Source organism: Brevundimonas sp., from assembly GCF_965278935.1.
In the GTDB taxonomy this organism is placed as follows: Bacteria; Pseudomonadota; Alphaproteobacteria; order Caulobacterales; family Caulobacteraceae; genus Brevundimonas.
The window spans coordinates 3,048,037-3,060,988 of record NZ_OZ257124.1 but is presented as its reverse complement, the minus strand read 5'-3'; the positions used below and the strand labels follow the sequence as shown (position 1 = coordinate 3,060,988).

Genomic DNA, 12,952 nt, shown 5'->3' with positions numbered 1-12,952 from the left:
CTCCGGCCAAGCTGCTATTGCGACCGCATCGCAGTTTCAACACCGGATCGCCGCCTTGTCCCTCCCCAACGCCCACGCCCTCCGCGCCCTCCTCAGCGCCTCGACCGCAGCCGGAATGCTGTGCGCCGCGCCGGCCTTCGCCGCCGAGCCCGAGGTCGTCGTCACCGCTGATCCGGCCTCCGATGCGCAGCAGGCCCAGGCGACGTCCACGCTGGAAACCGTCGACGTCGAGGGTCGCCGCGTCCGCCGCGAACCCGCTTCGCCGCGCTTCACCGCCGATGTCGTCGACACCCCGCGCGCCGTCACCGTGATCCCGCAGCAGATCATCGAACAGACCGGCGCCACCTCGCTTCAGGACCTGCTGCGCACCTCGCCGGGCATCACCTTCGGCGCCGGCGAGGGCGGCCAGCCCCTGGCCGACCGTCCGTTCATCCGCGGCCAGTCCTCGGGCAACAACATCTTCCTCGACGGCATCCGCGACACCGGGGGCCAGCAGCGCGAGGTCTTCGCCCTGGAACAGGTGGAGGTCATCAAGGGGCCGGACTCGGTTTATTCGGGCCGTGGCTCGGGCGGCGGTTCGATCAACCTGTCGAGCAAGCAGCCCCGCCTCGAACGCTTCACCACCGTCTCGCTCGGTGCCGGCGCCGACTCCTATGCGCGCGCCGCCGTCGACTGGAACGCACCGCTGAGCGAGACCTCGGCCCTGCGCATCAACCTGATGGGCGCCCAGGCCGAGGTCGCCGGTCGTGACGCCGTCGACTATGACAAATGGGGCCTGCTGGTTTCGGCCGGCATTGGTCTGGGGACCGACACCAGCCTGACGGCCAGTTATTATCATGTGACATCGAACCAGATGCCCGACTACGGCATCCCGCTGTTCACCAAGATCGGCATCCGCACGACCGACAGCGGCATTCTGGACGTCCCCTACGATAGCTTTTACGGCCTGACCGCACGCGACTATCTGGTCAGCGAGCAGGACGCCGTGACCCTCGACTTCCGCAAGCGGCTGTCGGACGCGATCACCATCCGCAACGTCACCCGCTATTCCGAGAGCCTCAGCGATTATGTTGTCACCAACCCGGGGGACGGCGGCCGGATCGACACGGGAGGCGTCGCCCTGATCAACGGCGTCTACTGGATGAAGCGGGGCACCAAGTCGCGTTGGAACCCGACGCGGACCCTGTCGAACGTCACCGACATCTTCGGCACGATCGCCTCGAACGGCCTGAGCCACAGCTATGATGTTGGGCTGGAGCTAACGCGCGAGCGCAACAACAACGCCTCCTACACGGTCACCACCCTGACCGGCTCGGCCTGCCCGGCTCCCCTGACCGGCCTCGACTGCACCCAGCTGTACAATCCCAACCCGTCCGATCCCTGGACAGGCACGATCGTGCGGGGCGCGGTGACCAGCACCCTGACCGAGACGACCGGCCTCTACGCCTTTGACTCGATCGCGATCGGCGAGCAGTGGGTCGTGAATCTGGGTGTGCGCTACGACGATTACCGCGTCGAAAACCCGCTCGCGGTCGCCCCGGCCCCGCGCCAGGCCAACTGGGACTTCATAAACTATCAGGCCGGCCTGACCTGGAAGCCGACGCGCAACACCAGCGTCTACGCCTCTTATTCCACGGCCTCGACGCCGCCGACCATTTCGAGCGGTGACCAGAACGCGGCTCCGGCGAACGGTCCTGGCGCCTCGACCCAGGTCCTGGATCCCGAGGAGACCACCAGCTACGAAATCGGCGCCAAGGCCAGCCTGTTCCGCCAACAGTTGCTTCTGAGCGCCGCCGTCTTCCGCCTCGACCGTGAGAACGCGGCCATCCTCGTCGGACCCCAGCCGACCGACTTCGCCCAGGCCGGCGAAATCAAGGTCCAGGGCGTCGAGCTCGGCGTCTCCGGCAACATCACGACCCAGTGGCAGGTGTTCGGTGGCTACACCTACATGGACTCCGAATTGGTTCGTGGGGCGGTGACCATCGTCAACGGCGTGGTCGTGCCCAACCCGCTCGTCGGTCTGGAGCTGGCCAATACGCCCAGACACAGCTTCAGCCTGTTCTCGACCTACAACATCACCGACCGCTTCTCGGCCGGCGGCGGCGTCTACTATGTGTCGGACAGCAATGGCGGCAATCAGGGCGGCGCGGGCGGCGGCGCCAACCGCATCTACGCTCCGGCCTACACCCGCGTAGATTTGTTCGCGTCCTATGACCTGAACGACCGCACGACCCTGCAACTGAACGTGCAGAACGCGGGCGATGAGGAGTATATCCTGCGCACCAACGGCGTTCACCACGCCGACCCGGCGCCGGGTCGCTCGGCCACACTCGCACTGAACATGCGCTTCTAGGAAGCGCCACGGAGACCCCGTCCTTGCTGCTGCACATCCCCGAAGTCTTCAGCAAGGACGAGGTCGCCCGGCTTCGCGCCATCCTCGACGCCGGCCCCTGGGCCGACGGGAACGCCACCTCGGGCCACCAGTCCGCCCGCGCCAAGAACAACGCCCAGCTGCCCGAGGACTCAGCCGCCGCCCGCGAGGTCGGCGCCCTGATCCAGCAGGCGCTGGGCGCCAATCCGATGTTCGTCTCGGCGGCCCTCCCGCACACGGTCTTCCCGCCGCTGTTCAACCGCTACGAGGGCGGCCAGGCCTTCGCCGCCCACGTCGACAACGCCATCCGCGTCCACCCGTCAGGCCTGCGCATCCGCTCGGACCTGTCGGCGACCCTCTTCCTGTCCGAGCCGTCCGACTACGACGGCGGCGAGCTGACCATCGAGACCGCCTACGGTCCCCGGACGGTGAAACTGCCCGCCGGCGACATGGTGCTATACCCGTCGCGCAGTTTGCACCATGTGACCCCGGTCACGCGCGGCGCCCGGGTCTCGTCCTTCTTCTGGATCCAGTCCCTGATCGCCGACGATCAGGACCGCGAAACCCTGTTCCAGCTCGACATCGCCACCCAGCGCGTCGCCGTGGACAAAGGCCCGACCGATCAGGCCGTCCTCGAACTGACCGGCGTCTATCACAACCTGCTGCGCCGCTGGTCCGAAGTCTGACGACCTACCAGCTCAGCGACAGCCCGGCCCGCACGGCCCTCGGCGGCCCGTAGCTGGCCACCCCGTCGCCGGTCTCCGACACCTCGACCTCGGCGTCGAACAGGTTGTCTGCGGCCACCCAGGCCATCACCCCGGTCCGCACCTCGAACTCCGCGCGTGCATCCAGCGTCGTCGCCGCCTCCAGCACCCGGCTGTTCAGATCGTCCTCGAACCGCGCGCTCTCGTAGCGCACCCGCCCGGCCAGCGTCAGCCGATCCACGACCCGCCAGTCCGCCCCCGCCGACACGCTCCATTCCGGCGCCTGGGCCGGTCGCAGGCCCGTCAGCTGCGCCGCCGACCTCCCGCCATCGACCTCCGCGTCAGTCCACGACAGGGCGCCGTCGACCGAAAGCCGCTCTCCGACCCGATGCTTCGCCGTCAGCTCGACCCCGACCGCTTCGATCGTCCCCGCATTCTGGCGCTGCCTCAGCACCCCGCCCGCCGGCACGAACCCCGCCCTCGGGAAGGTCCCCGGCCCGACGCCGACGGTGACGTTGACGATGGCGTCCTCGATCCGGTTCCAGAACACGGTCGCCCCCAGCGAAGTCGCCTCACTGTACCAGGCCAGCCCCGTCTCGACCCCCTGCAGCGCCTCCGGGACCAGCGCCGCATTCGCCTCGGTCAGATCGTTCCCGACCCGGAACGGCCGGTGCAGTTCGTTCAGCGTCGCCGGCCGGAACCCGGAATAGGCCGCCGCCCGCGCCGCCAGTCCGCTCCCCAGATCGCGCCGCACCGCCAGTCGCGCCGAGACCTCCTCGCCCGACCGATCCGGTGAGCCTTCGTCCAGCGTCGGCAATCCCGTCGCCAGATCGCGCTCGACCCGCCGCCCGCCGGCATTCTCCCAGCCGTCGATCCGCAGGCCCCCCGCGACCAGCCACGGCCCGCTCGTCCACGACGCCTCGCCATAGCCGCCGATCACAGAGGTCTCGCCGCCCGCCACACGATCCCGCGTAAAGGCACCCGCCATGTATCGGAACAGCTCGCGCGTCTCGCCCTCGTTGAACCGGGCGTCGGCGCCCAGCTCCCACTCCAGCAACCCGCCACCCAGATCGACTGCCGCGCGGCGCACGGCCAGATTGGCGCCCCAGCCCTCGGCCGGGGTCGCGAATTGGTTGTTGGCCGGGGTCGTCGATCCGCGCCCCGCCGCGACGGCGACCGAGGTGTTGGAGAAGTCGCTCTCCCGCCGCCAGACCTGCGCCCGCCAGCCCAGCCGCTCGGCCGACGGTGTCCGTGACACGGTCGCCGACCAGCTCTGCCCCGTCGCCGACGATCGCGCGCCTGTCAGCCCCGACCCGCGATCCTCCTCATAGGCCGAGGCCCGCAACGACAACGCCGTCCCTTCGGCCAAGGCCACATCCGCCCGTAGCGACCCGCTCAGTGTCGCCAGGTCCAATGGCGTATCGGCCGCACCCGCCGTCGCCCCGCGCACGGGCACATAGCCGTCGCTCAGCTCCCGCTGCACCGCCCCGGTCAGGGCGAACCGCCCCGCGCTCAGGGTCGTCGCCGCCGCCAGTCTTTGCCCGCCATACTCTCCGCCGGACACGTCCAGCGCCCCGCCGTCCGTGTCCCGCTCCCGCAACTGGATCACCCCGGTGAGGGCGCCCGCCCCATAGGGCCCGGCCCCGGCGCCGCGCACGATATCCAGCCCCGACAAACTCTCCGGCGCCACCTGTGACCACAGCACCCAGCCCCCGAACGGATCGTTCAGCGGCACGCCGTCCAGCGTCACCAGCGTCCGGCCCGCCCCCGATGGCGCGATGGCCCTCAGCGAAATCCCTTGTGTCGTGGGGTTGGCCGCCAGGCTCGACGTGCGCCGGAACAGACTGACGGCCGGCACGGTCTGCAGCGCCTCATCCAGCCGCATCGCCCGGCCCAGCACTTGCTCGTCCAGCCGGATCACCGAGAAGGCGGCGTCTCCGGCGGCGGGCGGCAACCGCGCCGCCGTCACTACGATGTCGGGCAGGTCGGCGGGGAGGTCCTGGATCATTCGCGCCTAAGCGCCCAGACGGCCGAGAAGCTCCGCCGCGAAGGTCGACAATGTGTCGTCTCGCGCCCCCATGACGACAATCCGGTCGCCGGGCTTGGCCAGTTCCACGATCCGGTCGCCGCAGGCCGCGCGATCATGCAGGGCCTCGGCGTTGCGACCCTCGGCCCGGATGCCGGCCGCGATATCCTCCGACCCCACGCTGCGATCCGTGGTGCCGCCGTAATAGACGGGCTCCGGCATCAGCAACACGTCGTCGGGCTTCAGCAATCCGGCGAATGTCTCGATGAACTCCCGCTTCATCAGCTTCAGCGGCCCGAACCCGTGCGGCTGGAACAGGATCAGCAACCGCCCGTCGAAGGCGTGCAGCGTCTTCAGCGTCGCGGCGATCTTGTCCGGGTTGTGCGCGAAGTCGTCGAGCACGGTGATCCCGTTCGCCGTGCCCACCACCTCCATCCGCCGCCTGATCCCGCCAAAGGTCTCCAGCGACCGCACCGCCTCTTCCAGCGACACGCCCAGCGCCCGCACCGCGCCCAGGGCCGCCAGCGCATTGGCGACATTATGCGCCCCCGGCACATTCAGGGTCGCCGCGATCCGCGCGCCGCTCGACCGCTCCGTCAGGTCGAAGGTCATGCCGGCGGGCAGGGGCCTCAAATCATGCGCGGCATAGTCAGCCGCCTCGTTCCCCAGCGCGAAGGTCAACACCGCCTCCGCCCGACCGTCGTCGACCATCGTCTGCGCCAGAGCCGCCGTCTCGACGTTGTCGAGGTTCAGCACCGCGGTCCGCGCCCGTCCGGTGAAGCCGCCGAACAGGTCGCGCAACTCCTCCATCGACTTGTGGTCCAGCGAGATGTTCGACACCACCGCCACCGTCGGATCGTACCGCGCGATGGAGCCGTCGCTCTCATCCACCTCGGCCACGAACAGGTCGGCGCCGCCGACCACCGCGCTGGCGAACGGATGATCCGCGTCGGCGAAGTTCCGCATCACCGCCCCGTTCATCACGGTGGGCGCTCGTCCCGCCTGATGCAGGATCCAGGCGATCATCCCCGTGATCGTCGATTTGCCGCTCGTCCCGGCCACGCCCACCGAGGTCGGCGCCGCGTTGAAGATCTGGCTCAGCAACTGCGGCCGCGTGACGATCTCCGCCCCGACCCGTTTCGCCGCCCCGATGTCCGGCACCGTGTCCTCGACCGCCCCCGTCGCCACCACGATCTGGCCGCCGCGCACGCCCGACCCGTCCTGCGGATGCAGCACCACGCCGTGGGCCCGCAGCCAGTCGAACTTCTCCGGCGTCCGCCCCTGATCCAGCGCCCGGTCCGAGCCCTCGATCGCCGCGCCCCGCGCCTGAACGATCATGGCCAGAGGCAGCATGCCCGACCCGCCGATGCCGCAGAAGAAATAGGAGACGTCGTTGTCCATGGCGCCTTAGAACAGAGGTTCGGGCCCCCGCGCCACTGTCTTTTGTCCGCCTGCCGCACGGAGCTTCTGTGACCGATCTCGCCAAGCTCACCAACGGCTTCAAGATCGGCTCGGTCTGCGTCAGTTCGCGCTTCAATCCCGCCCGCGCCGAGGCCGTCGAGGGCTGGATGGCGGAACACTATCCGGACGGGCCGATCCGCGTCGTCTTCCACCCGTCCAGCTTCGACAAGTCCGGCCATTTCGCTGGCGACGACCAGACCCGCGCCGACGCCTTCGTCGAATACGCCAATGACCCGCACATCCACGCCGTCTGGTTCGCGCGCGGCGGCTACGGCTCCTGCCGCGTGGCCGAGAGCATCATCCCGCGCCTGACCGACGTGGCCCGGCGCAAGCGCTACCTCGGCTATTCCGACGCCGGCAGTCTGATGGCCGCCCTCTACAAGGCCGGCTTCCCCAATGTCGCCCACGGCCCGATGGCCTCGGATTCCGTCCGCAACGACGAGACGGCCGAGGGGGCCCTGGCCTGGCTCGTGACCGGCGAGACGCCTTGGCTCGAACCGTCGCTGGCGACCGACCCCCGTCCCGCCGTCGCCTTCAACCTGACCGTCCTCGACCAGCTGCTCGGCACCCCGCTCGAGCCCGACCTGACCGGCCATGTGCTGATGCTGGAGGATGTATCCGAGGCCGCCTACCGCATCGACCGGACGATGTTCCACCTGACCAGCCAGCCTTCGATGCGCCGCCTCGCCGGCATCCGCGCGGGCCGGTTCACCGACGTCACCGTCAACGAGCCTGACTTCGGCATGACCGGCGAGCAGATCGTCCAGTACTGGTGCGAGCGGTCGGGCATCCCGTACCTCGGCCTCGCCGACATCGCCCACGACAGCGGCAACAAGGTCGTGCCGTTCGGGCCACGCGGTTAACTCCATTGCTCCCGCTCTCGGGGAAGCCTCTCGACAGCGAACGCGGGTGTGCCTCAGATGGCCGCGATGGGGCGTAACGGAAACCTGACCCTGCCGGCATGGACACGGGCGGCCATGGTCGGCGTGCTGGGCGGAGCCGTTCTCGCGATTGCGACGGCCGTATCGGGGGATGCGGTCGCGGCGGCCGAGAGCCGCAGCTTCATCACGTCCGACGGGGCCCGCCTCCATTATCTGGAGGCGGGTCCTTCGGAGGCCCGGACGGTGGTCTTCGTGCCCGGCTGGACCATGCCCGCCTGGATCTTCGAGCATCAGATCGACGCCCTCTCGGATCGCTATCACGTCGTCGCCCTCGATCCGCGCGGTCAGGGCGAGAGCGAGGTCACCCGCTTTGGCTACACCTACGAGCGGCGCGGCCGCGACATCGGCGAACTGATAACGCATCTCGGCAACGGCAGCGTCGTTCTGGTCGGCTGGTCGCTCGGCGTGCTGGACAGTCTGGCCTGGGTCGCCGACGCCGGAATTCATGCGAGGGTCGCCGGTCTGGTGCTGATCGACAACTCCATCGGCGAGGAGCCCGCGCCGCGCGCCCCGACTGCCGCTCCCCGCTCGACCGCCTCGGCGCCCGAGCCCACGCCGGAGGACCGGCGCACCCGCCGCGCCGCCTTCGTGGCCTCCATGTTCGCCCATGATCCGGGTGCGGACTATCGCGCTCGCCTGACCGATCAGAGCCTGCGCATGTCGGTCGACGACGAGCGTCGTCTGCTGGCCTACGACGTCCCGCGCGAATACTGGTCGGCGGCCGTCCATTCGCTCGGCGTTCCGACTCTTTACGTCGTCCGCCCCCGCTGGGAGGCGCAGGGGCGAACCCTGATGCGGACCCATGAGCGGGCCTCGATGGCGGTGTTCCCGAATGCCGGCCACGCCCTGTTCGTCGATGAGCCCGGGCGATTCAACGCCCTGCTGATCGACTTCATCGAGACCCAGGTCGGGCCGAGGCCGAAGGAATGACCGTGGGCGCAAAAACCCGCGCGGCCCTGATCCCGCTGTTCCTGATCGCCATGGGGGTAGTCGGGATCGAGAACGCCCTGACCCGCTACTTCGCCGTCGCGAAGTGGTCGGAGTACGGCTACTGGATCATCTCCATCGTCATGGCCGGGTTCGCCCTCAGCGGTGTCGTCGTCGCCCTGTTCCGCGACAGTGTCGCCCGCCACGGGGTGATCCTGCGCACCCTCCTGCCCGCCGCCATGGTGATCGCCGCGGCCGTCGGATACCAGCTGGTCACGGCCAACGCCTTCAACCCGCTGCAACTTCAGAACCCGACCACCTGGCCCGATCAGGTGAAGAACATCGGCCTCTATTACGCGGCGCTGCTGCCCTTCTTCTTCCTCGCCGGCCTCTATATCAGCCTGATCTTCGTCCTGAACCACCGCGAGATCGGGCGGGTCTACGGCTACGACCTGATCGGCGCGGGGCTGGGCGCGGCGCTCGCGCTCGGCCTGATGTTCGTCGTCCATCCCTTCCTGCTGGCCCCGGTCCTGCTGATCCCCCTGGCCCTGTCCACCCTGTTTCAGCCGGGCAGGCTGAACTGGCTCGGCGCGGGTCTGGCGGGCGCCGCCCTCGTCGCCGGCGAGGCCATCCTCTTCCTCGGCGCGCCGCCGGCCTTTTCCGAATTCAAGGCCATCTACGCCCCGCTCAACACGCCCGGCGCGGCCGTTGTCGCCGAGATCCGCCAGCCGCGCGGCCACTATCTGCTGCTCGAGAATTTCACCGAGCGCGTCGACGCCGACGTCTCCAACAACGCCGGCCTGATGGGGATCGCGGGCCCGCCATCCACCTATGGCCTCTACCGCGACGGCAACCGCATCGCCTCCCTGCCCAGGGCCGGCCCGCTCGACGCCGCCTACGCCCCCAGCGCCCTCAGTGCCGGACCCTACGCCCTGCGCCACTCTCCGACCGTCCTCCTCGTCGGCCTGTCCGGCGGCTACCGCGTCGCGGAGGCCCTGACGCTCGGCGCGTCCCGCGTCGACGGTGTCGAGGGCGAGCCCGTTCTGAGCCACGCCCTGACCCACGGTCTCGGCCCGTCCCCCGCATTGGCCGCCGACCGCCGCGTCACCCTGCTCGACGGAGGCCCCATCGCCGCCGCCTGGCGCGCGGGGCCGAACGCCTACGACATCATCGACCTGTCCGCCGACTTCGTGGACGCCGCCCCCGCCAACGTCACGGGCGTCACCGAGGAAGCCCTCGCCGCCTATCTCGCCGCGCTCAAGCCGGGCGGCGCGGTCTCCATCTCCGTCTCCATCCGCGACTTCCCCGTCTACGCCCTGCGTGTCCTCTCGACCGCCCGCGCGGCCCTCCTCGCAAAGGGCATCGGCGACCCCGCCGACCACGTCCTGATCTACCGCTCGGCCTGGAACGCCCGCATCCTGATCAGCCCGACCGCCTGGTCGCCCGCCGACGTCGCCGCCCTTCAGGCCTGGTGCGCCGAGCGCTCCTTCGACGTCTCCTGGCGTCCCGGCATGGATGTGGTCGCCGCCCGCGCGACCCTGTTCAACGACCTGCCCAGCGTCTCCTTCGACACCGGCCAGATGACCTCGACCGGCCCCGACGACGCCATCGCCAACGAGGTCGCCGCCGTCCTCACGGGTCGGCCCTCGCCATCGTCGGAGGCCTTCCACGTCCGCCCCGCGACCCTCGACCGCCCCGCCTTCTATTCGTCGCTGCGGCTCGAACATCTCGACACCCTGATCAAACGACTCGAGGTCCTGCCCCAGGCCGAGATCGGCGCCCTCGTGAACATCGCCGTTCTCGGTCAGGCCATCGTCATCGCCCTTCTGGTGCTGGTCGCACCCGCTCTCTTCCGCCGTCGCGCGGGCGGGGCGAAGGAGAAGACCCGCCTCTGGCCCGCCCTCTATTTCCCGGCGCTGGGGCTCGGCTTCCTGCTGGTCGAGATCTTCCTGATCGACAAGGCCGCCTTCTATCTGAACGACTATTCGTCGGCCTTCGCCCTCGTCCTGACCGCCATGCTGATCTTCTCCGGTCTCGGCAGCATGATCGCCGGAAAGTGCGCCGCCATGCCCAAGGTCGCCTCGATGATCGGCCTGATCGTCGTCCTCGCCTGGATCGGGGCCATGCTGGTCGGGGCCGAGCAATTCATGATGACCACTCTGGACCAGCCCTGGGCCGTGAAGGCCGGGCTCGTCGTCCTCGCCGCCGCGCCCGTGTCGCTGGCGCTCGGCCTGCCGTTCCCGCTGGGCCTGATCCAGGTCGGCGACGGTCGTGCGCTTCCCTGGGCCTGGGGCCTGAACGGCGCCTTCTCCGTCGTCGCCACGCCTCTGGCCAATCTGATGAGCCGCGACGTCGGCTTTTCCTCCCTGCTGATCGTGGCGGTCGGCCTCTATGCGCTGGCCTTCCTCGTCCTGCCGGTCGCCGTGCGTGCGAAGAAGCCCGCCTTCGTCTTCGAGGCCGAGCCCGCGACCAATCCCTTCAGCGATCTGCCCGACCCCGAACCCGCCCGCCTCGACCCCTTCCCGGACCAGCACGGCCCCGGCCAATCCGTCCAGAGCCAGACGAGCCCCGCATGACCCCTGATCGAATGATGATGGACCGCCGCACCCTGCTGACCGCCGCCGGCGCAGCGACGCTCACCGGCCTCGCCGCCTGTGACGAGAACACGATGAAGTCCGTCCAGGCGCGCCTCAACCCGACCCAGGCCGCGGGCGGGGCAGGGACCGCCGCGCCCGCCGCCCAGACCCCCAGAGTGACCCCCGCCGCCGCCGGCCAGGCTTCGGCCGTCTCCACGACCGTCCGTATGCCGACGGAACCCTGGACCTTTGCCCGTTTCAACGCGGCCATGCAGGCGTCCGGTCGCCCGCACGCAATCACGGAGGCCCAGTTCACCGAGATTCAGGCCCGCAAGCCCGCCGCCATCGAACGCATCCGGACCTATCTCGACGGCCGTTTCGGCGCCCACGACCCGAACGTCATCAAGGCCTTCGAAAGCCTGCCGCGCGAGTATTTCCACTACGCCTACGCCCAAGACGCCTCGACCGCCTACCAGGCCTATGAGGCCAACCCCAAGCCTTGGGCCATCGGCCATGGCTCGGTCCTCTCCGACTATCTGGGTCAGGCCTATATGACCCAGCTCGCGGCCCCCAAGCCGACCGACGTCACCTTGGAAATCGGCACTGGCTCGGGCTTCCAGTCGTCCCTGCTCAGCCGCATCGTCCGCGACGCCTACACCATCGAGATCATCCAGCCGATCGGCGAGGCGGTCGGCAAGATCTGGGCTCCGCTCGGCTACGACAACGTCCACGGCCGGGTCGGCGACGGCTATTTCGGCTGGCCCGAGGTGACCGAGGGGTTCGACACCATCATGCTGACCTGCGTCGCCCAGTACGCCCCGCCCGAACTGTTCCGCCAGCTCAAGCCGGGCGGCAAGCTGATCATCCCGATCGGCCAGCCCTTCCGCCGCGGCCAGGTTCTCTACGTCTACACCAAGGACGCCGACGGCCGGGTGCACAGCCGCCGCGACGTGGGGGTCTTCTTCATCCCGATGACGGGCGCGATGCAGAACCGTCCACTGCCGGCATAACGGCGATTGAATCCATTTCGCGGGTGGCGCGTTCAGCGTTCGGACAGCAACGCCAGGACAGCGAAATGCCCCAAGCCGCCCGCTACGTCGCCCACACCGATTCCGGCCATTGCCACATCCTCGAGGCCCGCAGCTTTGAGGACGCGGCCCTTCACTTCGCCGAGGCCCACGCCTCCTCGGCCGAGGACGACGAACTCCGCGTCATCGTCCAGTCCGAAGACGGCGGCCCGGAGCATTGCTTCGTTGTCCACCTCCACGCCGAGGCGGTCGAGGCCTGCGCCTAGACTGGCAAGCGTCACGGTTCGGGTCTAACGCTCGGGTTCAATCCGGAACCCGCCATGCCCGACGCCCGCCCGATCCCCTTGTCGATGATCCTGCGCCAGACCCACAATATCGTGGGCATGGTCATAGCGCCCAGCATCCTGATGTTCGCGGTGACCGGCGGCCTGCAGGTCTTCCGCCTGAACGAGAGCCACGCCGGATACACCGCGCCGCTGATCGTCCAGAAACTCGGTCGGGTGCACAAGGATCAGGTCTTCGCCGTCAAACCGCCGAAGCCGCCGCGCGTGCAGGCGCCCGGCGCGCCGAAAGCTGAGAGCGCCGACCGGGGCACGCCTCTGTCCAATACCCTGCTCCAGTGGTTCTTCGTTCTGGTCTCGGTCGGCCTGTTCGTCTCGACCCTGCTGGGGATCTGGATGGGCGCGACGATGGGGCGGCTGAAGATCGCCGCACGCTGGGCGCTCCTCGCCGGGACGGTGATCCCTGTCGCGATCCTGCTGCTGCCCTAGGAAGCGGGCGGCCGCCGAGACGAATTCCCCGCTAGAACCCGCAGGTCCGTCATCCGCGCGAAAAGCCCGAGGATGATGAGCAGGTTTAGGCTAGAGGAAATAATTCCTGGGTCATGCTTGCGCCAACGAACGTCATCACCATGTCTCG

General features: G+C 69.1%; 10 protein-coding genes. 8 read left to right on the top strand and 2 right to left on the bottom strand.

From position 1 onward, the window contains the following. Positions 1-55 precede the first annotated feature (55 nt). Both ACQY68_RS15220 and ACQY68_RS15215 read left to right on the top strand, forming a co-directional pair. Positions 56-2,353, top strand: a complete 2,298-nt coding sequence (locus ACQY68_RS15220; protein ID WP_428150484.1) for a TonB-dependent receptor — start codon at positions 56-58, stop codon at positions 2,351-2,353. A 23-nt stretch (positions 2,354-2,376) separates the two neighbouring features. Next, positions 2,377-3,057, top strand: a complete 681-nt coding sequence (locus ACQY68_RS15215) for a Fe2+-dependent dioxygenase (RefSeq protein WP_428150482.1) — start codon at positions 2,377-2,379, stop codon at positions 3,055-3,057. 4 nt (positions 3,058-3,061) lie between these two features. Here ACQY68_RS15215 and ACQY68_RS15210 read toward each other — a convergent pair whose 3' ends face one another. Both ACQY68_RS15210 and ACQY68_RS15205 read right to left on the bottom strand, forming a co-directional pair. Continuing rightward, on the bottom strand, positions 3,062-5,083 hold the full coding sequence (locus ACQY68_RS15210; protein WP_428150480.1) for a TonB-dependent receptor: 2,022 nt from the start codon (positions 5,081-5,083) through the stop codon (positions 3,062-3,064). Between the two features lie 6 nt (positions 5,084-5,089). Then, on the bottom strand, positions 5,090-6,502 hold the full coding sequence (locus ACQY68_RS15205; RefSeq protein ID WP_428150478.1) for a UDP-N-acetylmuramate--L-alanine ligase: 1,413 nt from the start codon (positions 6,500-6,502) through the stop codon (positions 5,090-5,092). Positions 6,503-6,570: 68 nt separating this feature from the next. On the opposite strand from ACQY68_RS15205, the gene ACQY68_RS15200 reads away from it, so the two are divergent. From ACQY68_RS15200 to ACQY68_RS15175, 6 genes are all read left to right on the top strand, one after another. Then, on the top strand, positions 6,571-7,425 hold the full coding sequence (locus ACQY68_RS15200; protein WP_428150476.1) for an LD-carboxypeptidase: 855 nt from the start codon (positions 6,571-6,573) through the stop codon (positions 7,423-7,425). 66 nt (positions 7,426-7,491) lie between these two features. Then, entirely contained in the window at positions 7,492-8,433 is a 942-nt protein-coding gene (locus ACQY68_RS15195; protein WP_428150474.1) for an alpha/beta fold hydrolase, read from the top strand. Between the two features lie 2 nt (positions 8,434-8,435). Continuing rightward, the gene (locus ACQY68_RS15190) at positions 8,436-11,006 is read left to right on the top strand and encodes a hypothetical protein (protein ID WP_428150473.1); all 2,571 of its coding nucleotides are present in this window, start codon (positions 8,436-8,438) and stop codon (positions 11,004-11,006) included. Then, entirely contained in the window at positions 11,003-12,016 is a 1,014-nt protein-coding gene (locus ACQY68_RS15185) for a protein-L-isoaspartate O-methyltransferase family protein (RefSeq protein WP_428150471.1), read from the top strand. Before ACQY68_RS15190 ends, ACQY68_RS15185 begins: the two co-directional genes overlap by 4 nt. Positions 12,017-12,081: 65 nt before the next feature. Next, positions 12,082-12,300, top strand: a complete 219-nt coding sequence (locus ACQY68_RS15180) for a DUF5961 family protein (RefSeq protein ID WP_428150470.1) — start codon at positions 12,082-12,084, stop codon at positions 12,298-12,300. A 54-nt stretch (positions 12,301-12,354) separates the two neighbouring features. Then, positions 12,355-12,804 carry a hypothetical protein gene (locus tag ACQY68_RS15175; RefSeq protein WP_428150468.1) on the top strand — a complete coding sequence of 150 codons (450 nt, stop codon included), beginning with the start codon at positions 12,355-12,357 and terminating at the stop codon, positions 12,802-12,804. Positions 12,805-12,952 lie beyond the last annotated feature (148 nt).